The sequence below is a fragment of the Pedobacter africanus genome (assembly GCF_040548825.1).
In the GTDB taxonomy this organism is placed as follows: Bacteria; Bacteroidota; Bacteroidia; order Sphingobacteriales; family Sphingobacteriaceae; genus Pedobacter; species Pedobacter africanus_A.
Genome location: NZ_JBEPSL010000001.1, coordinates 1,652,168 through 1,676,258 on the forward strand (window position 1 = coordinate 1,652,168; position 24,091 = coordinate 1,676,258).

The following is a 24,091-nucleotide window of genomic DNA, read 5'->3' on the forward strand; positions in this document are numbered from 1 at the left end:
AACCCCCTGCCAATGTTTAGTTAAATCATTGGATTACAAAGTAAAATTCTATCGTAAATGTCTCGAAATAAAATCTTATAAACAAAAAAGGAACGAAATTTGTTAATTAATTAGCTGAAACCCTTAAAACAAATCTACAAATTATGAAAAAGCTAATTTTTACTATTATTTTAGGAAGTACCCTGACATTTGCAACAAATGCACAGATACAAAAAGGAAATGTCATGATTGGGGCAAATTTATCCAACATCAAATTTGGTTTGGATAAACCCAATGCATTTACCTTTAACATTAGCCCAAAAGCTGCCTGGTTTGTTCAGGATGGACTGGCTCTCGGTGGAGAGGTCAATTTGGGCCTCGCTACCCAAAAGGGATCTGGAACGGACATTAGTTACGGTGTAAGTGCATTGGGCAGGTATTATGGCGAAACCGGTGCGAACGAAATCGTTAAAAGTTCCAGATTTTTTGGAGAGGCTACAGTAGGCATACAAGGTTACAATCCATCTGGAGGTGGTAGCACAAACGGACTTGGATTTAGCTTTGGACCCGGTTTTACTTATTTTGTAACTCCTTCTATCGGTCTTGAAGCATTGCTGAAATACAATGGTGTGGTAGGTTTTGGATCTAGTGCCTACGCGCACAACCTGGGCCTGGGTGTTGGCTTTCAGATCTATCTTCCAGGAAAAAGTACAGCGAGGAAAGTTCAAAAAGACATGAACTGATACCAGATGACTTACAGGCCAAAAGCCTGAATTAAAACGCCCCCAGATTCTAAATTGGGGGCGTTTTAATTTACCCGTTCAGCGCTTTACGTTTCGAAGCCTGCCATGGAATTATGGAACCAAGCATGATGGTAATGGCAATCACAACCACCAATGTAGTTGCTTTCGAAGTAATGAATGCCAGCAGTAACAAAAGCACTGACATAAACAACAGGGAGAAACTGATCATTTTCAAACCAAATACATTCTGCCTTTTGATCGCCTCCTGCTCCTCCGCATCAATATTTGTGGCCGCCTGTTTCTTTTCGGCTTTGTAAACGAGGTATTCCTCATAGTCGGTGCTAACACTGATCCTTTTTTTAATAATAAACTCATAGATCAATAGCATAAAAAAGGGAAGCAGCACACCCAATAGCATTTCATTGGCCCTCGATAACTTATCCTCACCTGTTAAAGGTAAAATGATCTTAAATAACAGGTTTACTGAAAGCGATATCAAAGTGATATAAATAGTAGCTTTTCCCGACAGGCGTTTGGAGAACAAGGACCATATTGGCGGCAACAACAAAGGTCCACCCGTTATCGCACCTACGCTCAATGTAAATTCAACAATCCCCCCGATGTAAGGAACGCCCAGTGCAATCAGGATCATCAGCAAGCCAAAGAACCAGGATGAGGCGCGCGCCACAAACATGAGTTTTTTATCATCGGCACCAGGATTCACAGATTCTTTGTAGATGTCGTTGGTAAAAACTGCCGATACTACGTTGAGTGCTGTATTGGCCGATGCTGAAGTGGAAAAGTACATCCCCGTGAGCATCAGACCCAGGAGTCCGGCCGGCAGCACCTGTTTACAAACCATAATGTAGGCGTTCTCTGCATCCAGTCCGGCCAAAGATGGATTCATCATCCTGTAGGCCATAGGCGGCAGCATCCACAACACAGGGCTTAAGATGTACAGTCCGGCAAAAAGATAGGCTACTTTTGAAGCGCTTTTAGGTGCGTCCACACTGGTATATCGCTGTACAAATGTCCAGTTCCCGCCGATATAAAAGATATGATAAATGGCAAAGGCAAAGATGAAGCCCCAGGTATATTCACCATGAACCAGGTTAAAAAAATCCTCAGGGGCCTTGTCTATAAAAGCCTGAACCCCACCTACCTCACTAAATACCAGGGGCAGTATAATAAGCACGGCTGCTGTGAGCACCACAAATTGTAAGATATCGGTAACCATCACCGCCCATAAACCGCCCACAGCTGTATAGGAAATCATTAAGATCCCCAAAACAACGGTAACAGGTACCAGTGGATAACCCAATGAAGCTGAAACCAGTATGGCTACAGAGTATAACACCGAGCCCTTGATGAACAGGGACACCAGTGTAAAAATATAGATATAGCTTTTTTGAACTTTACCGCCCAGTCTTGCTTTTATAAACTCTGCCGCGGTAAGGTTACCCGTAGCTTTCCATCGGGGGGCCAGGTATAGCCCTGTAATGATGGCACCAATGCACATGGTCCATTGAATGGTAATGGCTACCCATCCGTGCTGATAGGCTATAGCACCCCAGACCACAAAAGTCCCGGCAGAGAAAAAACTCATGAACAACGACAGGCCACCAATGAACCACGGAACAGATTCACCACCAGCAAAAAACGATTTCAGGTTTCTTCCCGTCTTGGAGAAGCTGATGCCCACCAGCATAATGAAAACAGAAAAAATGACTACTACTGCGGTATCTATCATGATTTAGTGTGGTTTAATGAATAACACCTCAATGAAAACAAGGAGGCCGGCACATCGCCTGATGGATGTTCCAATATAACTTTTAGTTTTTTAGTTTCTACAGGAGATTCGAACAGAATTTCATTGCGTGTGTGGTAATTGTCCTTTTTCTGGTAAATTACCCGCCCCTGTTCGTCCTCAATATGGTAGTTTCTTACACAAAATGGCATTACGGTTTCGGGGTGTGTCATTAGTACCGATTCCATCGGATGATCTGTATCGGTATCGAATACCAGGTCAATTCTGTCGATAGACCTGGCCTCTTCCCAGGATACTTCGACTGTAGGTGCCGGATCAGCCGGCTCTGCTACCCAGGCATTGGGTTGCAGGGTTGGGCGGTCTGCCCCGTTCCTGAGCTGATCTGCAGTGAAGGCATGTACTACTTCCTGAAACTGTAAAGCAATGTTCTGTCCTTCAGGCCTTCTTTGCGGGCACCAGAACTCAAAACTCTCTACCCCAGATCCTTCAGGCGCCACCTGTTTTCCATTATTGGAAACAGCCTTGTTTACCCCGTTAAAGACAGAAAGTATGCCGGTAACCCTTTCATTGGAATAGGCCAGCTGTACTTTCTCGTTGATCAGAAAGCAAACGAAAACATACTGCTGTTTGTCAATAACAACATCAAAATCAATACTTACCTCCTGTTCTCGGGGCTGCAGTTCAACCTCTTTTGCAGCCAGCACGGTATCAGGTGTAAAGCCACCGTATTTGCTGCTGGCCCGCAACTCTACATTTACCGTTGTAACCGCATCGGCCTTGAGCAAAGCCTTAAAGGAAGGGAAACGGCCGGGCTGAACCGGCAGCATCTGGGCCGCTGCAATGGACAGCCGTTTTAACAGGTAATTGTCCCTGCTGAAGCCTTTAAAACTCAGGTTTGAACTCGACTGTATACGGGCTTCCCCTACAAGGTCATCTTTATCTTCAAAATTTACATCCGGTATGTATTGTCCGGTTTTTAGCAGCTCTTTCTGCAAAACAGGGATGTAATTTTCATCGTACAATTCGGCAGGCAGTTTTTTGTATTTCAGGCATAGCGCTGCACCTACGGCCGCTGCCTGTGCCACATAAGCAGCTGTAGCCATAACCCGGGTAGCCCCAAAAGCCACGTGGCTGACACTTATAATGCGCCCGGCCAGGAACAGGTTTCTGATGTTCCTGCTGTAAAGTGAGCGGTAAGGAATCTGGAAGATACCTTTGCTATGCCACTGGTTACAGGGTGAGCGATCACTGAACACACCGTCGGCCGGATGGAGGTCTATAGACCAGCCTCCGTAGGCCACTCCGTCTTCATGGATTTTCTGCTCAATCAGATCCGATTGCGAAAGGATATAATCCCCCTCAAACCGGCGGCTCTCCCGTTTGCCGGGGACCATGCCTACCCATTCTAAAGTATAATTTTCGGCCTCAGGAAATTTACCCGAGTTTTTAATGTAATCCCATACCCCATAAATCACTTTCCATAACTCCCATTTGATCTGCTCCGTATCGTGCACCGTATCCATGCGCCCTCCATGTTCTACCCACCATAACTTACAGCCATGCTCTTTTGCATTAAAATTCCTGTAGCGCGGTATTTCCTTCTGTACATCCATGGCAAATGCAGGGGCAGTAAAGCGTACAGGTTTTCCGGTATCTTTGGTATAAAAGTAGAGCGAATGTCCCAGCAGTTCACCATAGCTGGCATCGGGTGCCATAGGCTCATTAAATTCTTCTGCCGGTTCTGCACCCATTCTGAATGCCGCACCAGAAAGAAAGCCCACAATGCCATCACCAGATGCATCGCAGAATAAAGGAGCATTAATTACATACTCAGTAGAGTTCTGGCTGCAGAAGGCTTTAACACCGTCTATCTGTTCGGGCTTACTTTTAATGACTTCATAGACGGCTGTATTGAGCAGCAAAGTAATGTTAGGTTCCTGTTTCACCTTATCCAGCAGGATCATGTCCAGTATTACGGGGTTCCCTTCAGGGTTCCGATAGGTATTCTCGACCAGCAGTTCATCTATTAGGCCGCCTTCCCTGCTCCAGCGGTTGTTGTTGCCCATATGCGAGGTAGCACCCAGTATCCACAGCCTTACCTCACTGGAGGCGTTGCCGCCCAGTACAGGTCTGTCTTGTACCAGCGTTACTTTTAATCCTTGCCTGGCTGCTGTAATCGCAGCACATACGCCCGACATACCGCCACCAATTACGGCAAAATCTGTATGAAGTGTTTCAATCTTTAAACTACGGCTTCCGTTTCCGTTCTCGCTCTCTTCTGCGTCTATTCGTATCATTACTTTATTTTTTTAGTTATCTGCCTATTTCTGTTTCTCTGGATTTTACCAGTTTTCCGTTCTTATCCCATAGCTCCAGGTAAAAACGAACCGGTTTGTCTTGATCAACCGGGACGGTAAATTCAAAAGGGTATTCATTTTTGTCTACTGCAACTTCAGTTTTTCCATTTAACTTGTATATCAGTCTGGATTTCTTCCATTTGGTATCATCTTCCTGAAGAAATACATATAGTTTTTGTGCATAGCTGCCCAGCTTAAACAGCAAGGCTTTGGCATCCCCTTCCGGGATATGTGCATAGTCGCTCCTTTCATCCTTTCGTATATTCAGGATCTGGTCCTGAAAGCTGCTGCCGATTTTTACACCGGTGATGGCCAGGGCTGTCATTCCGCCTGCAGGAACATTGACCTGAAAGGAGTTCTCTTTTAAAGCCGAGGGTTTTTCAGCTGAAGAAAGGATACGGATCGCGCTGCCGGTAGAAATGCCTACCCTCAAGGCATCTACAGCAACCCGTGTGCTTACTGCCTTTTGCGATTGGTTCATAAAGGCGAGTAACAAGGTATCCCCTTTTTTTGCACTGATATAGTTTAATGCAATATTGTCCATCTGAAGCAAGCGGGATGGCATCCATAACTGTACATTTTCAAACGGAAAGAACTTCCCTTTTTTTGCCCCATAAAACTTATTCTGCAGGTAGGCATAGCCTTCTATATAGTCGCTGGGGAAATCTATCCTGCCCTTGCTTTTTACATAGGCATCAGAAACAAGGTAGTCCACAAACATAGAAGCCATGGGCAGGATATGGTTGTAATGAAAAGAGTTTACGCTCTGTTCTTTGTGTTCATGAAGCGGAAAATCAGCCTTTTCGTAAGCGGTAGTCCGCTCGGTATTCATATGGTAACCCGGGAAACTTTCGGAGCGCCCAACAATAGATGCTTTGGCCACATTCATCAGAAAAAGGTCGTTGGTATGGTAGCCTATTCTTAGCAGCCAGGGTGCGTAGGTCGACATAAAAATCCCCCTGTGCCCGGTTGAAGTGCCGGAAGATTCGGGTGTAAGCCCCATTTCCGAAAGCCTCCAGGCTGGAACTTTCTCTTCCGGATAATACATCTGCTGGTGCCCTTTTGATTTGAGGTACCAATACATTGGTGCTTTTCCACCCTTATTTACGGTAACCAGGTCATCCGGTATTTGCGGGGCCATCCAGGTAAACAAGGTGTAATGCCGGGCCCCATCCTGTGCGGCATTAAGGTAGCGGCGCTCGCCTGTGAGTTCGTATAGTTCCAGTAAGGCCGACCAGTTATTGGTAAATGTTGGCCAGAAAAAGTTGGAACTGAACAGCGGATCGCCAAACTGGCTGATCCTGGTGTCCACCCTTTCTTTGAGGTATTGGTCGGCCAGCGAACGACTTAATCTCAAATAAGATGAATCAGAGGTCAGTTTAAACATAAACATGGCATTTACCCAGTTCCGTCCTTTTTGCTCCTCATCCAGGTTCCTGATGCGCGCGGTCCCGAATTCCTTTTTTGCCATTGCGGCATAGAAGGAATTGTTGTTACCAAAAACGCCCGATAAAACCTGGAGCTCTGACAGCGGGGCAATTGGCCCTCTCAGTTTTCTGGATGGAGATTGAATTTTCTGGTTGCTGTCAATCGCAAACAGGAATTTCTCTCGCGACAGCATAAATTCCATTAAAGGGTATGCCCGCTTGTCGAACATCTCCTGGTCGTCCCTTACAATAGACAGTTCCAGCGGGTTCAGGCTCGAAACATTTTTTACGGCCCCCGGTACGTCTGTTGAGTAGGCAAAGCCTTTCAGACTGTCTACAAACCAGGCGTACTGTGTTTTAGAATATTCAATCAGATTGTCCAGCGTCGTATTCATAGAAACGGTGGCATTACTCCGGTAATCTTTAAAGCCAAATACACTGGTTGCTATCCGTTCATAAGTTTTGGTAATGTTCAATGGCTCCACAACCAGGTTCATCGAAAAATCGAAGACCTGACCTGCTTTCATCTGCGAATGGATACCGCCTGGCATAGGTGCAAATACCTGGGGCTGTAGTTCGGATTTACGGTTTAACAGGGCAATACCAAACTGGCTGTTGTTCAACAATGGCAAAGGCTGGAAAGGCAGATACCTTGGACCCGCCAGCACACCTATGGAATTGTAGCCGTCGTTTACCAGTGTGGTTGGCGTTGTGGCCATAAAGGCGGGTGTTAGATAGGGCTGCAGAGGGGCCCGCTTTTCCGTCCAGATCAGCGGCTGCCATAGCTCCTTTGCTTCCTCGTTTTTAAAAGAGGGAGCCCCAATGTACCCTACACTAAAAAAGCCGGCTTTTTTGGGTACGAATGAAAATTCTATTTTAGGATAGGGTTTACTGCTTTTAACAATCCATGTCTTTAGCGTAAACAAGGCATGTTCCGGAAAGATAAAATACGTGGAATCTCCGCTGCTGACCGTTTTAATGGCATTCAAAAAAAAGCTTGTTCCAGCGTGATAAATATTGGCTGTGCGGTTTTGTGTAGCACTTCTTAATATTTTGTCGTCAAATCCATCTCCGGCAACACTGGCACTCACTGTTTGCTGGTGATAATCAGCCAGTCCCGGATCCGTAGTTTTCCATGTAGGGATATTGTAAGGGACTTTTTTTAGCCCTGATGGTTTTAAGGCCAGTTCGGGATCTTTTTCATTATAAACCACTACGAAATTGGGTTTAAACAAATAAGTTTTACCCTTAGAAGTCACTTTAAAACCCTTAATGTCCGAGACCTTTTGTCCGCTCACCTGCATACACAAACAGCAGCTAACGGATAGGCAAAGGAATTTAATATACATCGCTGTTTTCATATCACATTATTTTTTTCGGGCTGTCAAATGAACCACAAGGCCTCCTCCGGCAGGGATGCTAATCTTCTTTTTATTGAGCAGGGCAGGAATGGCCACAGCAGAAGAAAACGCCGTTCCTGTATCGCTGATAACCGTTGCGGTATAGGCCGAAAGATCTTTGATAAAGGATAAATCCAGCCCAATGTCCTGCGCTTTATCCAATCCGTTAATTGCGGCTATATACCAATCGGCCCCCTTCTTTTTGGCCAGAATGGCACAACGGCCGATGTCGCTTCCATTCAGAACCAGTGTTTTGTCCCATGTGGTGGGTAAATCCCGCAACAGCGGGAGGATGGGGCGGTACAGGCTGTCTTCCAGAAGCCTTACCGGATTTTCGGCAATGCACTGAAAAGGCGAATCGAACAGATAAAGCAAGGCCAGCTGATGTGTAAGTGTGGTGGACGCCCTTTTGGAGAATAGCGCTGGTGTATAATCGGCATGTCCCATAATGAACCTGGTAAAAGGCAATGCCGCATTGTGTCCTGCCGGTATGGGCTCGTTCATGATGTTCAGTTCGATACCCCTGATCCCCTCTCTGGTCATTTCATTCGGATAGGTACGGTACTCTCCGGTGGACGTCTGGCAGCCATGAAAGTTGACCATCAGCTTCTTCTTTGCTGCAGCTTTTAGAAAGGCAATCTCAAAATCAATGAGCTCCTTTGCCTCGCTGTTCATGAAATCTATTTTAATTCCTGCAACACCCAAGCGGCTTAATGTATCCAGAAAGGCATCCCTGTAGGTCTCATCCCGCAAAAACTTCGAATCTTTCCAAACCCATACCCCTATCTTCTGTTTACGGCCATAAGCCACCAGGTCTTTCAGTACCTCCCATTTTTGTTTCCATTTAGTCTCCCAGCCGTCGTCAATCAGTGTATAGGTATAATTGAGCTGTGCGGCCGCATCGATAATTTTCTTTTCTGCTGCAGGTTCCAGGTAATTTTCATCCCTGCTGATCCAGCTCCAGGCACTCTTACCCGGTTGGATATAATCTGTATTTTTAAATAGCAGGCTGTCGGCGTTTGGATTTAAGGCCTCAACAATGGTTTGATTGACCAGCGTGTTCAGGTCTTTTGCCCAGCCAATGATGCGCCAGGGTGTAAAAGAAAGCTGATCTGCTGATACATCAAATCCTTTATCGCCTTCGGTAAAGTCTACCGTAAGCTTATTCTTGTTTGCTTTTAACCGCATTCCACTATAGCCTTGCAATGCTGCTTCGGTAATAAAGAGGTAGCTTTGGTCTGCCAGTCTGGCTACCAGCGGCTTACCTTGAACCGGGCCGGTCGGACTGATCTTGTCCAGACTGTCAACCCGGGTTTGCGTCCATAAACCAGCGTAGGATTTGAGCTTCCAGTTATTTGTCCGCTCAAAGAACCATACCGGATTATTTCCATTCAATGCAAAACTCGTTTGTTCAGTATTGATATGTATTTGCCCGGCGGGTAATTGATAGCGGATGGCACAACCCTCATCAAATACAGCAAGTTCGATCAGACTTTTACCAATTCCGATACTGTATTTTTTGTATACCGTATTCCTGGCCTGATGGTTATGCCGGAGCAGGGAAAAAGAGACTTTTACGGTACTGCCGCTCATCAGTCTCGGCTCAGCTGCTGGGTTTAATAAAGGTTTGCCGGCAATGGTTAAGCCCAATTGAGAGGGATGTACCAATACCTGATTTTTTGAAGAGAGTGTATAATAGAAGCCCTTGCCCCCATCCTTGTAAATACGAACGGTTAAAGCAGAAGAGGGACTTTTAAGTACCAAAGGTTTTTCAGCGGCCTGGCTCAAACCAGCCCTGCAAGTCATTAAACTCAATACCGTTAAAATATAACTCCCTGTTTTCCTGATCAGTTGTTTCATTTTAGTAATGTTCCCCTTAATAAAATTCGTCCTATATAGGCGACTGTCTGATCGTATTTTTCCGGATGCGCAATGATGTCCGCCTGTTTGTCTTCCGGCAATATCATGAGTTTATCGGCTTTCTGTCCCGACAATACCACCTCTACCAAATGGTTACCCCTGGGTACTTCAATTACTTCGAACTGCCCCCTGTAGCGGTTATTGCAAAAGCCATTAAACCTGTTCATCAGCTTTACCGGTTTCCCATCTATAATCCATTCCAGCTGTCCGGCTTCAGGTCCGCCAATATCAAAAACACCCAGCATATCGCCATTAAAACGAAAACTGAACCGGGCTCCAGGTTTATTTGCACTAAGTACTTGTGAAAACCAGGAACTGAACTTCTTAAGGTTTGGATTTTCTGCCGTTGAAACCAGCTGCCAGCCCCGGTTCTCAGCAGCAAAAACCGATGGATCTATCATGCCTGCCTCATCCCAGCTGGTGGTAATCAATGGGGCAGGTAATTCTTTCTTTTTCGGCTGCTGTACCGCTTCTATTTTTTTGAATGCCCGGGCAATGGCCGCCGCATACAGTTTTCCTCCCGCTGTTGCAGGGTGTATACCGTCCTCGGAAAACAGGATTTTATCCTGATCGGCCTGGTTTCCCTTCCAGATCAGCTTTCCGGCAGCTTCCAGGTCCGCCGCCTCCATACCCAGATTTATAGAAGGAATGCCGTAATGTGCAGCAACCTTTTCAAGTCCCTTGATATTTGGAGGCAGCTCGTTTTTCTGGTAAAAGGCCGTCTGCCCATTTAAAATGGTATAGAGCAAACAAATCGCCGTGTTGGGGTTTGCTTTGATTGTCTGACGGATCATCCCTTCCATGCCGGGCGCATAAGCCCCGTTGACCGCAAATTCTATGAAAATTAAGTCCGGCTGATGTCTGAGTACCTGTTGCTTTATCCGGAAAGCCCCTAAATCTGTTCCTGTGCCCGACACCCCGGCATTGATCCATTGAAAGCCGGCCTGAGGATAAGCCTGCTCCAGGTAGCGGGCGGTTTGCAGACGGTAACCAAAATTTGACTGGGTGATGCTGCCACCAATGAAAGCCACCAGGACCTCCTTGCCTTTGTTTAGTTTTTCAAAGAATGCCGGAAAGCCATCTCTTACCTCACATTCAAGGTTATTGTTGAAATTCCCCGGCTCAACTGAAGGAATTCCGGAAACAGCAGTATCAAAAAATATGGGCGAAGCACCGGCCTGCAAAGCCGCAATTTTTGTGCGCTCATCAGCATTCTGGGCAAATACAATAGCTGGTAGCAGCAGCCAACCCAGCAATGCAGTTTTTAACCTGCTTAGGGGAGTTTTATTCGTTACCATTGAGTACAATTTTTTTTGATTTTGTTTTTCCATCCCCCGCTTTGAAAATGAGTTCCAGCGCAGCGTTCTCCCCCATTGGCAGTTTATGGAAACTCCATTCGTAGGGGTATTGCTTTATTTCCTGGAGCTTGCCATTACAGCTGACACTTACTGAACTGCCCTTTAACGGAGCGGTTTCGGCGAAACCATAGCAGGTATCCCAGCCAAAAGGAGAACGGATGCGGAACAGAAATACCCGCCCCCATGGCGCCCCCATATCAATAACTTTCATCCCCTCTTTTAGCGGCTGATATTTTTTGCTGGCAGGTGTCGCTGCTAAAGGAACAGCAATTGCCCTAAAGCCCTTTTCAGGGATCACAACATCAATTTTAGCGCCTTTAAAGTCCAGTGTTACCGACGCCGCATCTGGTGTATAACAAATCGCTTTCCCCGCTTTCAATGCGGCCGTTGCGTCGCTCCATTGTACCGTCAGTTTTTGTTCTGTACCCGCTTCCGAGGACAGCAAGATCCAGAAATGTTTATCGGAAACGGCGGTAACATAATTGATGGCCGGATTCTGGATCGTTATCAGGCCTTTATGCATGCGCAGGCTAACCTCCTGATCGCCGAATATCTTCCCTTTTCCGCCGCCGTATACCCGGTTGTTGAACCATACAAAGCCCTCTTGTTTGCTATAAGGGAACATTACATTTCCTTTGGAGCGCTGTATCGTTTCAGTGATCAGGTAATCAAGACTAAAGGCCATGTGTGGCGGAATATGGTGGTAGTAGACAGAACTCACATCCGGACCCTTGTAAGGAAAAGTGGCCGACATGGGCACATCTGTAAAACCGGCGGCATAATAACCCGGATAATTGGCGTAACGCCCTATTACCGCATTGCGGGCATAAGTTTCGAAAATAGGCTTGTTTGAGTATTGGAACAGCCGCAATAAGTGAGGTGCCCAGCTGCTCATAAAAACAGGATGCACAGTCTGCCCTTTTACCCGGGTAAAATAAGTACTGGGCTGTTCCAGTCCAAGGCCCACCGGCGATACCAGCCATTCCGGGACTTTCTTTTCCTGTACATCACCGTTTTTTCGTGGAAAGCCAAGACGGTAAGGCGCATTGCCTTTCCACCAGATGTGTGTAATGCCATCGTAACGGTTGCCCGGATGAATGGTTTGCAGGCTGTCCTGCACTTTAGGATAACTGCGAATCCCGGCAATGGTAAAGTAGGAACCATAGGCAGCGGCGTCCAGGTATTTCTTATCTTTTGTAGCCTCATAGAGGTCCAGCAGGTCCCACCAGGGTGCGTAAAAGCTGGCATTATAAAAAGGGATATGGCTAAGCAGCTTATTGCTGTTGGCGTATATTTTGTGCTGGATAAAAATATCGGCTTCTCTTTTGGCTTGCTGCAGCCATTTTGCTTGCCCGGTAAGCTGGTATGCCCAAAGCGCCTGGTTCCAGGAGTGGAAGTCGGTCGAATAGCCTTTTGCAGCCCTCAGGCTATCGCCCGGCAGGGCTATATTTTTAAGCCATGGGTTTAGTCCGCCCAGTAAACGGTCCAAACCTACATAATAAGAGGTGGTAAACTGGGAAGTAAAGGGATTAAATTCCAGTGTTTTTCTTGTGGCGTTATAGGCCGTAGGAACGATATCGGTAGCCCAGCGGTACCCGCTCCTGGAAAGGGTAAATTCTATCGTGGGCAGCGACCTGCTCAGGTAAAAATCCTCATCATTTTGTAATATGGAGAGTGCAATATTGGCCAGTGGGGTGGCATTTACTACCGTAGGTGCTGTTTTAGGATCACCCTCGATGTCGTAAAAACCCTTTAAGGCCGGGGCCCATCCGGCTGCCTCGTCATTTTTAACGAGATCTATCATGTTAAAAACAGCATCGGTAAGCGATGATTGCTCCTGTTTACGATAGTCCCTTACTTCAAATATTTCTTTAGATACTTCCTCTAAAGCCTTGTCCCAGTTGCCCTCATTTATTCCAATCGTAAAATGCCTGTCGATCAGCTCTCCGCTATTGTACCTGGAATCGCTCATGCCGAGTACGGGCGCAAACATCACCGGCTGTATTTGATTGTTGTCATTTCTAAGTGTAAAACCTGCAGGCGCATAATCTACCGAGCCCCAGTCTTTCCTGAATAGCTCCGGACTGGCTGCAACATAACTGGAAACAATGCCCTGCGGGGCCTTGAACGAAACAATGGCCAGGGGTTGCTGCATCATGGAAGTGATCATCATTTGCGGCCCTTCAGAAAGTCGTTTGTACTGAAACATGGGGGCCATCATTACATTCTCCAGGTTTTGTTCTTCAACAGGCTGGAAAGCGGCAACACCCATGCTGTAATAACCTTTCTGGGCCACTTTGCAGACCAGGCGCAGGTCTATATGCTGCTGTCCGGGGCGTAACGACCAGAACCCGGTAATGCCTGAACCATTGCGGGTTATGTATTGCACTTTTATGGTTTGTTTATCTATAGCCTCTGCTGCAATGGGAATGGCTTCGCTCAGGTTTCCTGCAACAAAAGGATTGAGGTCATCGCCCGGTTTTTGCACCGCATATTTCTGTCCGTTGAGCAAAAAATAGGCTGTAGGCTCCTGCGCATCCCAGGTTGGATAGTATTTGTTAAACCGGATGGCAGTAGCTGTGGTGTTCACCAGATAAACCCTGTGGTCTTCCATATTGCCCGTACCAAACTGCTGCCAGCTGCCCTCTTTTTTTATACTGGTTTTACAGGCTATGGCCTTGTGGTCTGCTCCGGTCCATACAAATTCTATACGGATAGCCCCGTTGTCAATTCCAGCTATCAGCTTGTCTGTTTTACCGAGTTGCAATAAGGGTGTGATGTTCTTTTTGCCTTCTGCAACGATTTCCTGTTCGAGCGGAAGTACTTTCCAGGACAGCAGTGTTTTCTTATCTGTATTATTTGGGTTGAAGTTCCCATCCTGCGCTAACAATAGGGCATCGCACCTGCCATAGTTGAGGTTATGAAGCCGCAGTAGTACACCGCCTTCCTTCAGGTCTGTAGCCCCCAACTGCTCCCATACATAGCCGGGCGTACCATGCCCGCCTGCTTTCTTTAACCTGGTAGTGCCTACCGACAGCTGGAAAAACCTGCTGCGCGGCTGTGTCTCAAAATCAGGCGTCCTTGCCCAAATGGTATAACGGCCCTGTTTTTTGATATGGATTACTGTCAGCGCATCCGAAGTGCTGTCCAGCTCTCCTTCCAGAAACCTTAAAATGCTGCCCGAGGTGGCATCTTTATTTGTTTCAGTTAACCATTTACCCTTAAACTGGAAGTCTGTCCCAAGCAGCAGGTATTTTTCCTGTTGGGCATCGGCGGTTCCGGCTAATAAAAGCAGGAACAATGTTAACAATAAACAAAAGCTGGTTTTCTGGTACATGGTCTTCAAAGCTTATTTGTATTTAAATGTGTAAACCTGCAGGCCGTAAGGCTTTATCTTGATTTTCCCGCCCGCAGAAAAAGGAACTTTCAGTCCCGAAGCAGAAAGGCATTCCACAGTTTTCGGATCCAGGCTATGTCCAGGGATGAAACGCGAAGAGGCTAACTGAAGGTCAGCTTCCTGCAACTCGTCATCATTGTTCAATACAAACAGGTAAAATACCTTCGTCTCTTTATTCAGCGCACATAGAAAGTCCATATTGGGATTGCTTAAGGAAACCAGTTTTTCCATTAAGACCAGATTGCCCTGCTGGTCAAATATTTTTCCTTTCTGAAAGCCGAATGTTTTGTGCGGACCAACCTTCGGTGCAAGAAATCCTGAAGGAAAATCAATCCGCCCCTCTGAACGCAGGGAAATCTCTGCCATCAGGTAATCGGTAATCCAGCCGATCTGCCACCATGCATGATGAGGAAAGGGGCCTGCACCCTTGTTCATGGCACTCCAGTAATAAGACGCTACCCCAGTGGCCGGGTCTACAAAAGCATCCTTGCTCAAAGCCGCAGTTCTGGCCATCTTGAGGTATAGGGAGTCTTTTGTCAGCTGAAATAACCTCACAAACATGCCGGCGTGACTGGCCAGTAAGATAGGCCCGCTCGGATTGGCAGAACCTAAAGTTCCGCCATGTTCAAAACTTAAGCCCACCTGGCTCAGCTGCCAGTCTTTAAGCACTCTGGTTCCGCTTTTTTTCTCTTTCAGGCTAGGGATTGGGTGGGAATAAACAGAGGTTGTATAGAATTGTGCAGTTTTAACAGCAGCCTGTTTAAACCTTTCTTCTTTTGTAAGCTCATAGAGGTCCAGCATAGCCTGAGCACTTTGTCCGGTTGCAAAATCGGGCGCAAACCTGGCATCTCCGCAAACCCCTAGAAAGTAGCCCTTTTCTACCGCATTTTTGATAAACCAGTCGGCCGCTTTTACAGCTCCATTCAGGTATTTTTTATCTCCAATGCTCCGGTAGGCCACCAGCAATCCGTAAAATGTAGGCCTGTAATCTTTCAGGTCGGCAAACATGGGCTGCTGCGTATTGTTGTTATAGGCCACTTCCCAATAGCCTTCCGGCTTCATTTTGTCCAGCAGCCAATCGGCCGCCAAACGGATGCCCGATTTCAGTTCCTTATTATCCGGCTCAAACAGGCGCACATTGCCCATATCGAGCAGCATATAATAAGTGGTTGCTATAGGCTCTGTATAAGGTCCCCACTCTTCGGTAAAGCGTTTGGAGCGATAAAGGTAATATTGCCCTGCAGCGGCGCCGTTAAAGAACCCGCCGCTTGTATGCTGTTGGGCCAGTTTAAAGTTCAGCGCGTCCTTAAGCCTTTTCTGTACAAGGACTGGGTCCTGTGTCATGTTGGCCAGCATCCACATGGCTCCATAATCTGCATTTTTTACTGCATCCTTTTCCGATTCATAAACCCCGCCCAGGTACTCCTGTGCCCCAATGGTGCGGCCCTTGTAATCGAAAGTCCGCCAGCGTGAGGTACTGTCCTTTTTCACATAATCTAAAAGCTGCTCCAGGCGCGCGGATAAAGACTGGCTGGTCTGTTTTAAGTGCAGCAGCTCATCAAATCGATATATATCATTTACCACATGCTGGTACACAGGGTACCAGTCTGAATTATTGATGGTGTACCTGAAAGCAAAAGAGATGCTTTCCCCCTTTTTCAGGTAAGATTTTTGCTGCCCCAGTACCGGATGGTATAAGGTAGGGCTCAGCTGGTTTTGCCTGTTGATGAGCGACAGGCCTAGCAACCAGTTCGATTGCGTAGATTTATCATATTCCCAGGGGTCTCTTGCCGTTCCTGGGTCTGCCGTTACTGCCAGGGTAATGCCTTCTTTATTGGTCAGCATGGCTGTAAGTGCTGCCGCAGTTCGCTCTCTAACCACCACAGGCTGATCCGGAATGCCATGGCCGTAGGCATAGGCATCTGTAAAATTGCTATTGATGCTGCTGCCCTGAAATACTCCGGGAATACAGCCCCATTCAAAGCGGTTTTTGTCGTTTGTGTTTAGTGCCGGACTGGCCAGTGAATAATAGCCATCCTTAAGGGCCGTTAGCCTGATGGAAACCCGGAGGTCATTTTTGTATACCGGATCCAGTTGCCAGGTGGCTTCTATTGCAGCTGCATCTGTTTTTTGCTGAAAAACCAGGGCCTTGCCGGCCTTTTTATATCCCCGAGGATAAAATGAAATGGCCTGTCCCTCTTTGTTCATGGAAACCGCAGAAGTATTGGCTTTCCAGGTGGGGATAATGTAGCGATACTCTGTTTCGGGGAAGTTCAGCGCTTTACCGTCTTTATCCTTCAGCTCCGAATCCATTTTAGGCTGCGTGGCACTATAAAGTAAGGTGTACTGCCCCAGTACAGCAGGCAAAATCTGCCATCCCTTCTGCCCTTTTACCGATAGCTGCTTTATTTGATAGCCCTTACCCGTATCTTCCCAGTTCAGGCGTAGTGCCTGATTGGCCAGTACCGCCTTTTGGGCATACCCTTTACCTGCAAAAGCAAGCAGTATCACTATTATACAGTTCAATCTCATTGGGTAATGTTTAATTCTATTTCTTTTACAACAGTTGCCGATCGTTCTAAATTGGCGTTGGTAGCCACAAACGTGATTTTGTAAACGCCTGCTTTGTTATATACCCTGGTATAATCTGTCAGTTTCTGGGAAATGTTCTTGATCGGTTCACCCACATCCGGCGTGGCGCTGTTCGGGTTGAATTGTTTGGTTACTACCCAGTCGTCATCCAGTTCAGTGTTGTTTCTTACGGTAAGCAGCTGTGCAGAACTAATACTCCAATTGGTAGCGGGGCCGCTAAAGTTAAAGGCAGTCCAGCCAGCATTGGCCATATTGGCCAGTACTGTTTCTTCGCCTTGCTGGTTGGTGCTCTTCAGGTCAAACGAACGGATGACCCAGCGGTTTTGCTGTGCTTCGGGCTTGATCACTGTGGTTTTATAAACCAAAGCCAATGCCATGTTTTTATTGCGGGCAGCAAAACTGCTCAGGTCAATGAGCCCTGATGGGGTCTGGTCCAATCCCGAAGAAAGCACGGCTTTACTGGTAATGTCCTCCCAAGTAGCAGCCTTTACATTTGTTGCATCATATTTTCCATTAAAATCGGTCGATATGTATAATTTAATTACAGATTGATCGATAGGTGTTAACCCAAACTGTGCAAAGGTCTTAAAATTGAGGGAAATGGCATTTCCTTCCACTACAGTTCTTGTCCTGAATTCATATTTACGGCCCACTTCGCCCGACCAGAATACGAGATTTTCTGGTTTTCCTTTGATGATAAACCTTACAGATTCACCAACCTTATAACTTGATTTTTCCAGTTCTACGGAAAAATCATCCGGAGCTGCCAGTTCATAGGTTTTCTGGCAGGAGGACAGAAAAATACATACAATAGATGCAATCAATAACTTATTCATCTGATACAATTTTATGGTTACCATCCTGTGTTTTGTTTGATGTTGGGGTTAACGGCCAGTTCACTGTTAGGTATCGGAAATAGCACGGCCCGGTCTGTTACGCGCTGTGCCTGTGCAATTGCAGGGTCTTTTAAAGTGGAAGGCATATTGACCTGGTATTCCCTTGCCTGTGCCTGCATTACAGTAGGATAAATTCCCCACCTTACCAGGTCATGTTTCCTGAGCCCTTCAAAGGCCAGCTCACGCAGCCGCTCGCTCCTGATCAAGTCCAGAAAGTCCTGCTGAGATAAACCCGTCGCAACATCGGCTTGTGCGTCAGGTATCTGTACATCTTTGCCATAGCCCCTGCGCCTAACCATGTTGATGGCTTTATAGGCGTCTGTTGTCGGCCCCCCATTTACCTGATTGTCAGCCTCTGCAAACATCAGCAATACATCAGCATATCTTAAAAGTGGCCAGTTGGTACCGGTGATGTTTTGATTTCTTGGTAAAAGCAACTCATACTCGCGTCTCCATTTCCCATTGCTCCGGTCATAGATCTGGTCTGCCGCCCAATTGGTCTTTACCGCCGTTTGACCGGTAGTCACATACCTGAAAGGTGCAACCGTCCAGTCCCTTCTTTGGTCGCTGGCAGCATAAGCATTGTAAAGCTTTGCTGTAGCGTGCACATAATCGTAGCCGTAACCAATATCAATAATACCGCAGGTAATGCCATTGTAACTGCCAATTGAGCCACCTTCCTGAATTTCACCCTGATTGTTGCCTTTAAACTCTACCTCCCACAGGTTCTCCCTTGTATCAAATATTTCCTGCACATGGTTGATATAGATCTGTTTGAAATCGGGGTTCAGACCGTGCAATCCGGACTGTATTACTTTATCTGCATAGCTTCTGGCATCAGCATATTTAGCGACATCATTTAGCGGAAAGCCCGCCATGGTCAGGTAAACTCTCGCCAGTATGCCCTGCACGGTAGTTTTTGTGATACGTGTGTTATAACCATAGTCAGAAACTGACTTTACCAGGCCCTCCGCCTGTTTCATATCGACTACAATACGCTCATAAATATCTTTTACAGGGGTAGCCGGCAGCGGCGGCTCTTCAGGTGTTTTGGTCGATTGCAGTTTTAAAGGCACTGCCCCAAACTCATCAGTAAGCAGAAAGTAATAATATGCCCGTAAAAAAAGCGCCTGACCCTTTATTTCATTGCGTTTATCTTCAGCTACCTTAACAGCCTTATCTATGTTGTCCAGGAGCATATTGGCGCGTTCTATACCGGTGTAAAGTGCTTCCCAGTGCCTGTTCACTTCAAGTGTAGAGGCATCAACAATATTGGCGTTTATCCCCGATGTCTGGTTTTTCATAAAAAACTCATCACTGAAAACCATATAGCAGGCCATACCCTGGGCATACACCCTATTGTCGCCCAAACGGTCATATACCCCGGCCAATGCCGACTGCAATTCACTTTCTGTATTGTAATAGTTTACTGGCGATACGAAGTCCTGTGGGGTTGTGTCCAGGATCTTTGAACATGAGCTGACAACCAGCGTGAGCATCATAGCGATATAAAATAAAGTTGTTTTCATTTGTAAAAACATTTATTGTTAAAAAGTTAGGTTCATACCAAAAGTGACAGTTCTTGCCCGTGGGTAAGCGCTCCAGTCGAAACCTGGTGTAAGCGCTGAATGCCGAACTGAAACTTCCGGGTCCAGCCCCGAATAATTGGTCCAGGTATAGAGGTTTTGCGCGGATACATGGACGCGGGCCGATTGTATCTTCAGTCTTTTGATCAGCGTTGAAGAAAGATTATAGCCAAAAGAAACTGTCTTCAAGCGAAGGAATGAACCGTCTTCGATATTTCTGTTAGAGAATACATTTGGACCATATCCACCTGCAACCGGCAAATCTGTGTTTTGATTTTCCAGTGACCATCTGTTTTCATAGGTTTTAAACATATTCAGACTTTGTCTGGCTTCTGCACCTTCAAATACAATCCGGTTTGCATTTAAAATATCATTACCGTAAGACCACTGTAAAAAAACATTAAGGTCAAATTGTCCGTATCTGAAATTATTGGTCAATCCACCAATATGTGATGGATTTGGATTGCCAATGATGGTCTGGTCATTTGCATCAACAACCCCATCTCCATTGATGTCTTTGTATTTAACGAAACCCGGTTTAATCAGCGAACGAGCGCTGCCATTGTTAGGTATATCGGCCTTCAGCTCGTAACTGCCGTTCGATAGTACATTAAAATCATTCAATTGGTAAAGTCCGTCAAAAACATACCCGTAAAACAAGGCCACCTGGCGGCCGGGCAAAGCAATATAAGGCAAGGAATTGTTAAAATTAGAGTTCCAGTTCGTCACACGCGTGATCAGGCTGGGCTGGTCGCCATTCAGTTCCTCAATCTTGTTCTTGTTGAAGGCAATGTTGAAACTGGAAGTCCAGTTAAACCGCTTTGAATTCAGGTTTACCGTATTCAGTGTAAATTCAAATCCCCTGTTCACCACAACGCCTATATTTTTGAAAGCAGTCAGGTATCCTGTAGATGTAGGTAAAGAAGCATTCAGTAGTAAATCAGGGGTTCTTTTATGATAGAAATCAGCAGTAATACTCAGACGCTGATTAAACAAACTCAAGTCCAGCCCCGCGTCGAAGCTTCCGGTCGGTTCCCATTTGAGCTCCTCATTTCCTACTCCTGTAGGAACCGTTCCTTTAATGTATTGCCCGTTAAAGTAATAACCGCTTCTGGTATTGCCAGTATTGGCACCCACTTCCTGCTCTAAGACGGGCAGGTAAGCAAAATCCGAAACCCTGTTGTTTCCGGTTACCCCGTACGATAACCTCAGTTTCGCAGCCGAAACAGCTTTAATGTCTCTTAAAAATTTCTCTTCCCCAATATTCCATGCAAAGGCCCCTGAAGGAAAGTATGCCCATCTGTTTCCTTTGGCAAACTTTGAAGAACCATCTGCGCGTAAAGATGCGGTAAACAGATAGCGGGAGTTAAAAGTATAATTTGCCCGGCCAAGGAACGATACCAGTGTTGAGTAAGTACCAGTGGTCGTTTTTGAAAGGATGGTTCCCTGGTCTAGTCCCCGGACGCCCAGCACCTCATTTGGTAATAAAATAGATACAAACCCATCCCCCTCCAAACTATTTCGCTGCATGGTAAAGCCACCTACTGCGTCCAGACGGTGTTTCTTGTTAAATGTTCGGTTAAATGTAAGCAGGTTCTCGTTCAGCAAACTACGGATATTCTGATTTTCCAGTGAACCGTTAATGCCATAGCTGGCCCCATATACCGTACGTGGATTTCCGGCCGCTGTATTGGAGTTGTTAAAACGCTCGAAAGTCAGGCGTGTATCTGTCATTCCGCCATTTACTCGGAACTTAAAATATTTCAGGAAGGAATACTCCACAAAAGCATTGGTAGTAAGCGATTTATTAAAAGCATACATATACATATTGTTGGAATTCACCACCGGATTGATCCTTAAATCTGTATTGCCGGCCACATCGTCATCAAAAGGCTGATCTATAAAACTATCATCATCTGTATTGCCTGTAACGGGTCTGTACCCCCAGGTACTGTACATCAGGTACGAACTGGCGTTTCCGGCCGAGCTGCTGTTCAGGTTATCACTGGTTAAATTGGCAATCTGGCCTTTTTTGATTCCGTAAGTATAATTGGTGTTAAGTCCGATCCTGAAATTCTTTCCGACACGTTGGTCTACCTGGAACCGGCCTTGATACCGTTTATACCCACCATTGATCACAATTCCGGTCTGATCTAAATAGGAACTGCTTAATGAATATTTTGTGGCTGCCGTTCCTCCCCGCATGGAGAAATTATGGTTTTGCATAAAAGCATTTTGCAACACATGGTCCTGCCAGTCTATACCTTGCTCGTCCCGGTAAGCATCCAGGGTTTTGCCGTCTTTAAGGTACAGAGCCGTTGCCGAATTCCTGTTCAGCTCCAACTGGTACTTTACAAATTCATAGGGGCTCATCACAGGTATCTGCCTGGCTGGGTACTGGTACCCCAGCCAGTTGTTATAACTAACCACGGGCGGACCCGCTTTGCCTTCCTTCGTTTTGATCATGATGACTCCATTGGCTCCTCTTGCCCCATAAATCGCGGTAGAGGATGCATCTTTCAATATATCTATAGACTCAATGTCCTCGGGGTTGATGGTATTGTTGTCAGGACTTTCTAAAGGAAAACCATCAATTACATATAGTGGTGAGTTTGACTGGGTAATGGAATTTCCACCCCGTATGGTGATGTTGCTGATACTGCCAGGTTGGCCGTCGTTTGAAGCCACCTGCACCCCTGCTACCCTTCCCGCCAACGCATCTTCAAAAGAGACTACTGGTGCCCTTTCCATATCCTTTATATTTGCTGAACCCACTGAACCGGTAAGGTCTTTACGCTTTACTTCACCATAACCAATGATAACCACATCGTTTAAGGTCTGGTTGCTTGGTTCCAGCTGTATTTTATACTGATTCTGACTGCTGATCACTAACGTTTTGCTGGTATAGCCGATCATAGAGAATACCAGCAGGTCACTTTCCTTTACATTGGAAAGGCTAAAACGCCCTTGTCCATCTGTTACCCCGGAGGTCGTTTTCCCCCGGACGCTCACTACTACACCTGGTAGCGGCTTTCCGTTTTCTTCAGTAACAGTTCCGGTAATGGTTTTTATCGCCTGAGCCAGACCGGCCAGCGGGACAAGCAGTACCAATAACATCGTTAAGAGTAAGTTTGGTTTCATATTTGTTTATATTTGGTTGTATTGTTTCGAGTGTTATTCCCACCGCTCAAACCCTGCCCAGAATTTAACGTGTTCTCCCTGTAAACCGGAGCTGGTGTATTAAACTACCTGCTGCTCCCGCAATAATTGAACGTTTTTTTGTTTTTAGTCTGGTCTGTACTGGTTTGCTTAACAAATATAAAACAATTTATTTCTAATAAAAAAATAAAAAATGATAAAAAGGCCATAACACTGTAATAGGGCCGCTACTCGAAAAATATTTAGTAGGCTGGTTTGGTTTGTATGGTCTAATAATTACATTTGCCTAAACACCACAACTAATGAGCTCCGAAAATACACTGCAAAAAGGCATTCAGGGCAAGATGAAATACCAGCAGCTTGCCGATCACATCATGTCGCTGATTGAAATTGACCAGCTCCATATCGGCGACCAGCTGCCATCTTTAAAGCAACTGCAGCAGCAGTTAAAAATGAGCAAGGAGACTTTACTCAAAGGCCTGAATGAGCTTGTGGAAAGAGGTATTGTAGAATCTGTGTACAGAAAAGGTTATTATGTACGCAAAAAGGCCATCCACCATTCTTTTCGTGTCTTCCTTTTGCTTGACAAAATGAACATCCTGCGTGAGCAGTTTTACCGTACCCTTTTTAATCAGCTCGAAAACCGGGCTGATATCGATATCTATTTCCACCACCATAACTACCAGGTATTCGAAAAACTGATCAAGGAAAACCTGGGCGCCTATACCCATTATGTTGTGGCAACTTTCTTAAAAGAAAACGTAGCTCCCCTGCTGAACCTGATCCCTGATAAAAAAAGAATCATTATTGATTTAAACGAGCAGGGTCTTTCCGGTAATTACAGCAGTATATATCAGGATTATGGATATGATATATACCATAGTCTGCATAAGCTAAAAGACGAACTTAAAAAATACGACCGTCTGATATTGGTAGCGCATCCCGAAGCTGTACATGCCAGGCTCGTAATAGAAGGCTTCCTGCATTATTGTACGGAAATTGAACACCCTTATCTCATCCAGTCTGAAATTGACGAAAAGACTTTTCAGAAAGGCAATGCCTATGTAACCTTCAGCAGGTATGATACCGATGACGTGATGCTGATTAAGCTGGCCCGTAAAAAGAAACTTAAGTTAGGGAAAGATGTAGGCCTCATTTCCTATAATGATACCCTGGTGAAAGAAGTACTGGAAGATGGCATTACTGTGATTTCTACAGATTTTGAAGCCATGGGAAAAACAGTAGCCCAGGCTATTCTGGAAGAAAAGACCATCATCAAAAGAAATCCTACAAAAGTGATTAAACGGCATTCGCTTTAATTCAGTATATTCACCTTAAGCCTGCTGGTGCTCCCCTTTATTAGGGCCGATTTGGGCATAATGTAGAGTTTCTCTACATTTTCATATTTCTTAATTTAAGCATAAATCACTGATTTATAGCTGTTAATGGTTTTTCTTTGATTTTGGCATCGTTATGAAACCTATACCAAACACAATTAACTAGAATTAT

General features: G+C 45.8%; 12 protein-coding genes. 2 read left to right on the forward strand and 10 right to left on the reverse strand.

The window, feature by feature from the left end; genetic code table 11:
• Positions 1 to 143: 143 nt before the first annotated feature.
• On the forward strand, positions 144 to 722 hold the full coding sequence (locus tag ABIE26_RS06735) for a hypothetical protein (RefSeq protein WP_310138658.1): 579 nt from the start codon (positions 144 to 146) through the stop codon (positions 720 to 722).
• 70 nt (positions 723 to 792) lie between these two features.
• On the opposite strand, the gene ABIE26_RS06740 is transcribed toward ABIE26_RS06735, so the two are convergent.
• Genes ABIE26_RS06740 through ABIE26_RS06785 form a run of 10 tightly spaced genes read right to left on the reverse strand, consistent with a single transcriptional unit; the run spans position 793 to position 22,564 of the window.
• Positions 793 to 2,472 (reverse strand): sodium:solute symporter family protein, encoded by a 1,680-nt coding sequence (locus ABIE26_RS06740; protein ID WP_310138656.1) that lies wholly within the window; start codon positions 2,470 to 2,472, stop codon positions 793 to 795.
• Complete coding sequence (locus tag ABIE26_RS06745) at positions 2,469 to 4,787, reverse strand: FAD-dependent oxidoreductase (RefSeq protein WP_310138654.1); 2,319 nt, start codon at positions 4,785 to 4,787, stop codon at positions 2,469 to 2,471. The genes ABIE26_RS06740 and ABIE26_RS06745 overlap by 4 nt, the downstream gene beginning before the upstream one ends.
• A 16-nt stretch (positions 4,788 to 4,803) precedes the next feature.
• The gene (locus ABIE26_RS06750) at positions 4,804 to 7,635 is read right to left on the reverse strand and encodes a hypothetical protein (protein WP_310138652.1); all 2,832 of its coding nucleotides are present in this window, start codon (positions 7,633 to 7,635) and stop codon (positions 4,804 to 4,806) included.
• A gap of 6 nt (positions 7,636 to 7,641) precedes the next feature.
• Positions 7,642 to 9,534: a glycoside hydrolase family 97 protein gene (locus ABIE26_RS06755; RefSeq protein ID WP_310138651.1), complete on the reverse strand. Its 1,893-nt coding sequence runs from the start codon at positions 9,532 to 9,534 to the stop codon at positions 7,642 to 7,644.
• The gene (locus ABIE26_RS06760; protein WP_310138648.1) at positions 9,531 to 10,892 is read right to left on the reverse strand and encodes an SGNH/GDSL hydrolase family protein; all 1,362 of its coding nucleotides are present in this window, start codon (positions 10,890 to 10,892) and stop codon (positions 9,531 to 9,533) included. Before ABIE26_RS06760 ends, ABIE26_RS06755 begins: the two co-directional genes overlap by 4 nt.
• Complete coding sequence (locus ABIE26_RS06765; protein ID WP_310138646.1) at positions 10,879 to 14,289, reverse strand: hypothetical protein; 3,411 nt, start codon at positions 14,287 to 14,289, stop codon at positions 10,879 to 10,881. Before ABIE26_RS06765 ends, ABIE26_RS06760 begins: the two co-directional genes overlap by 14 nt.
• A 12-nt stretch (positions 14,290 to 14,301) precedes the next feature.
• Complete coding sequence (locus ABIE26_RS06770) at positions 14,302 to 16,881, reverse strand: glycerophosphoryl diester phosphodiesterase (RefSeq protein WP_310138645.1); 2,580 nt, start codon at positions 16,879 to 16,881, stop codon at positions 14,302 to 14,304.
• A complete protein-coding gene (locus tag ABIE26_RS06775; protein WP_310138643.1) occupies positions 16,878 to 17,777 on the reverse strand; it encodes a DUF5017 domain-containing protein in 900 nt (299 codons plus the stop codon). The genes ABIE26_RS06770 and ABIE26_RS06775 overlap by 4 nt, the downstream gene beginning before the upstream one ends.
• Positions 17,778 to 17,794: 17 nt before the next feature.
• Positions 17,795 to 19,366 carry a RagB/SusD family nutrient uptake outer membrane protein gene (locus ABIE26_RS06780; protein WP_310138642.1) on the reverse strand — a complete coding sequence of 524 codons (1,572 nt, stop codon included), beginning with the start codon at positions 19,364 to 19,366 and terminating at the stop codon, positions 17,795 to 17,797.
• Positions 19,367 to 19,384: 18 nt separating this feature from the next.
• Entirely contained in the window at positions 19,385 to 22,564 is a 3,180-nt protein-coding gene (locus tag ABIE26_RS06785; RefSeq protein WP_310138640.1) for a SusC/RagA family TonB-linked outer membrane protein, read from the reverse strand.
• Positions 22,565 to 22,884: 320 nt separating this feature from the next.
• Here ABIE26_RS06785 and ABIE26_RS06790 point away from each other — a divergent pair, with 320 nt between their 5' ends.
• The gene (locus tag ABIE26_RS06790; RefSeq protein WP_310138638.1) at positions 22,885 to 23,901 is read left to right on the forward strand and encodes a GntR family transcriptional regulator; all 1,017 of its coding nucleotides are present in this window, start codon (positions 22,885 to 22,887) and stop codon (positions 23,899 to 23,901) included.
• Positions 23,902 to 24,091: the final 190 nt, after the last annotated feature.

Excerpts from the sequence above, each read along its gene's own strand:
- ABIE26_RS06735 (WP_310138658.1), top strand. The coding sequence starts at position 144 with ATGAAAAAGCTAATTTTTACTATTATTTTAGGAAGTACCCTGACATTT.
- ABIE26_RS06740 (WP_310138656.1), bottom strand. The coding sequence starts at position 2,472 with ATGATAGATACCGCAGTAGTAGTCATTTTTTCTGTTTTCATTATGCTG.
- ABIE26_RS06745 (WP_310138654.1), bottom strand. The coding sequence starts at position 4,787 with ATGATACGAATAGACGCAGAAGAGAGCGAGAACGGAAACGGAAGCCGT.
- ABIE26_RS06750 (WP_310138652.1), bottom strand. The coding sequence starts at position 7,635 with ATGAAAACAGCGATGTATATTAAATTCCTTTGCCTATCCGTTAGCTGC.
- ABIE26_RS06755 (WP_310138651.1), bottom strand. The coding sequence starts at position 9,534 with ATGAAACAACTGATCAGGAAAACAGGGAGTTATATTTTAACGGTATTG.
- ABIE26_RS06760 (WP_310138648.1), bottom strand. The coding sequence starts at position 10,892 with ATGGTAACGAATAAAACTCCCCTAAGCAGGTTAAAAACTGCATTGCTG.
- ABIE26_RS06765 (WP_310138646.1), bottom strand. The coding sequence starts at position 14,289 with ATGTACCAGAAAACCAGCTTTTGTTTATTGTTAACATTGTTCCTGCTT.
- ABIE26_RS06770 (WP_310138645.1), bottom strand. The coding sequence starts at position 16,881 with ATGAGATTGAACTGTATAATAGTGATACTGCTTGCTTTTGCAGGTAAA.
- ABIE26_RS06775 (WP_310138643.1), bottom strand. The coding sequence starts at position 17,777 with ATGAATAAGTTATTGATTGCATCTATTGTATGTATTTTTCTGTCCTCC.
- ABIE26_RS06780 (WP_310138642.1), bottom strand. The coding sequence starts at position 19,366 with ATGAAAACAACTTTATTTTATATCGCTATGATGCTCACGCTGGTTGTC.
- ABIE26_RS06785 (WP_310138640.1), bottom strand. The coding sequence starts at position 22,564 with ATGAAACCAAACTTACTCTTAACGATGTTATTGGTACTGCTTGTCCCG.
- ABIE26_RS06790 (WP_310138638.1), top strand. The coding sequence starts at position 22,885 with ATGAGCTCCGAAAATACACTGCAAAAAGGCATTCAGGGCAAGATGAAA.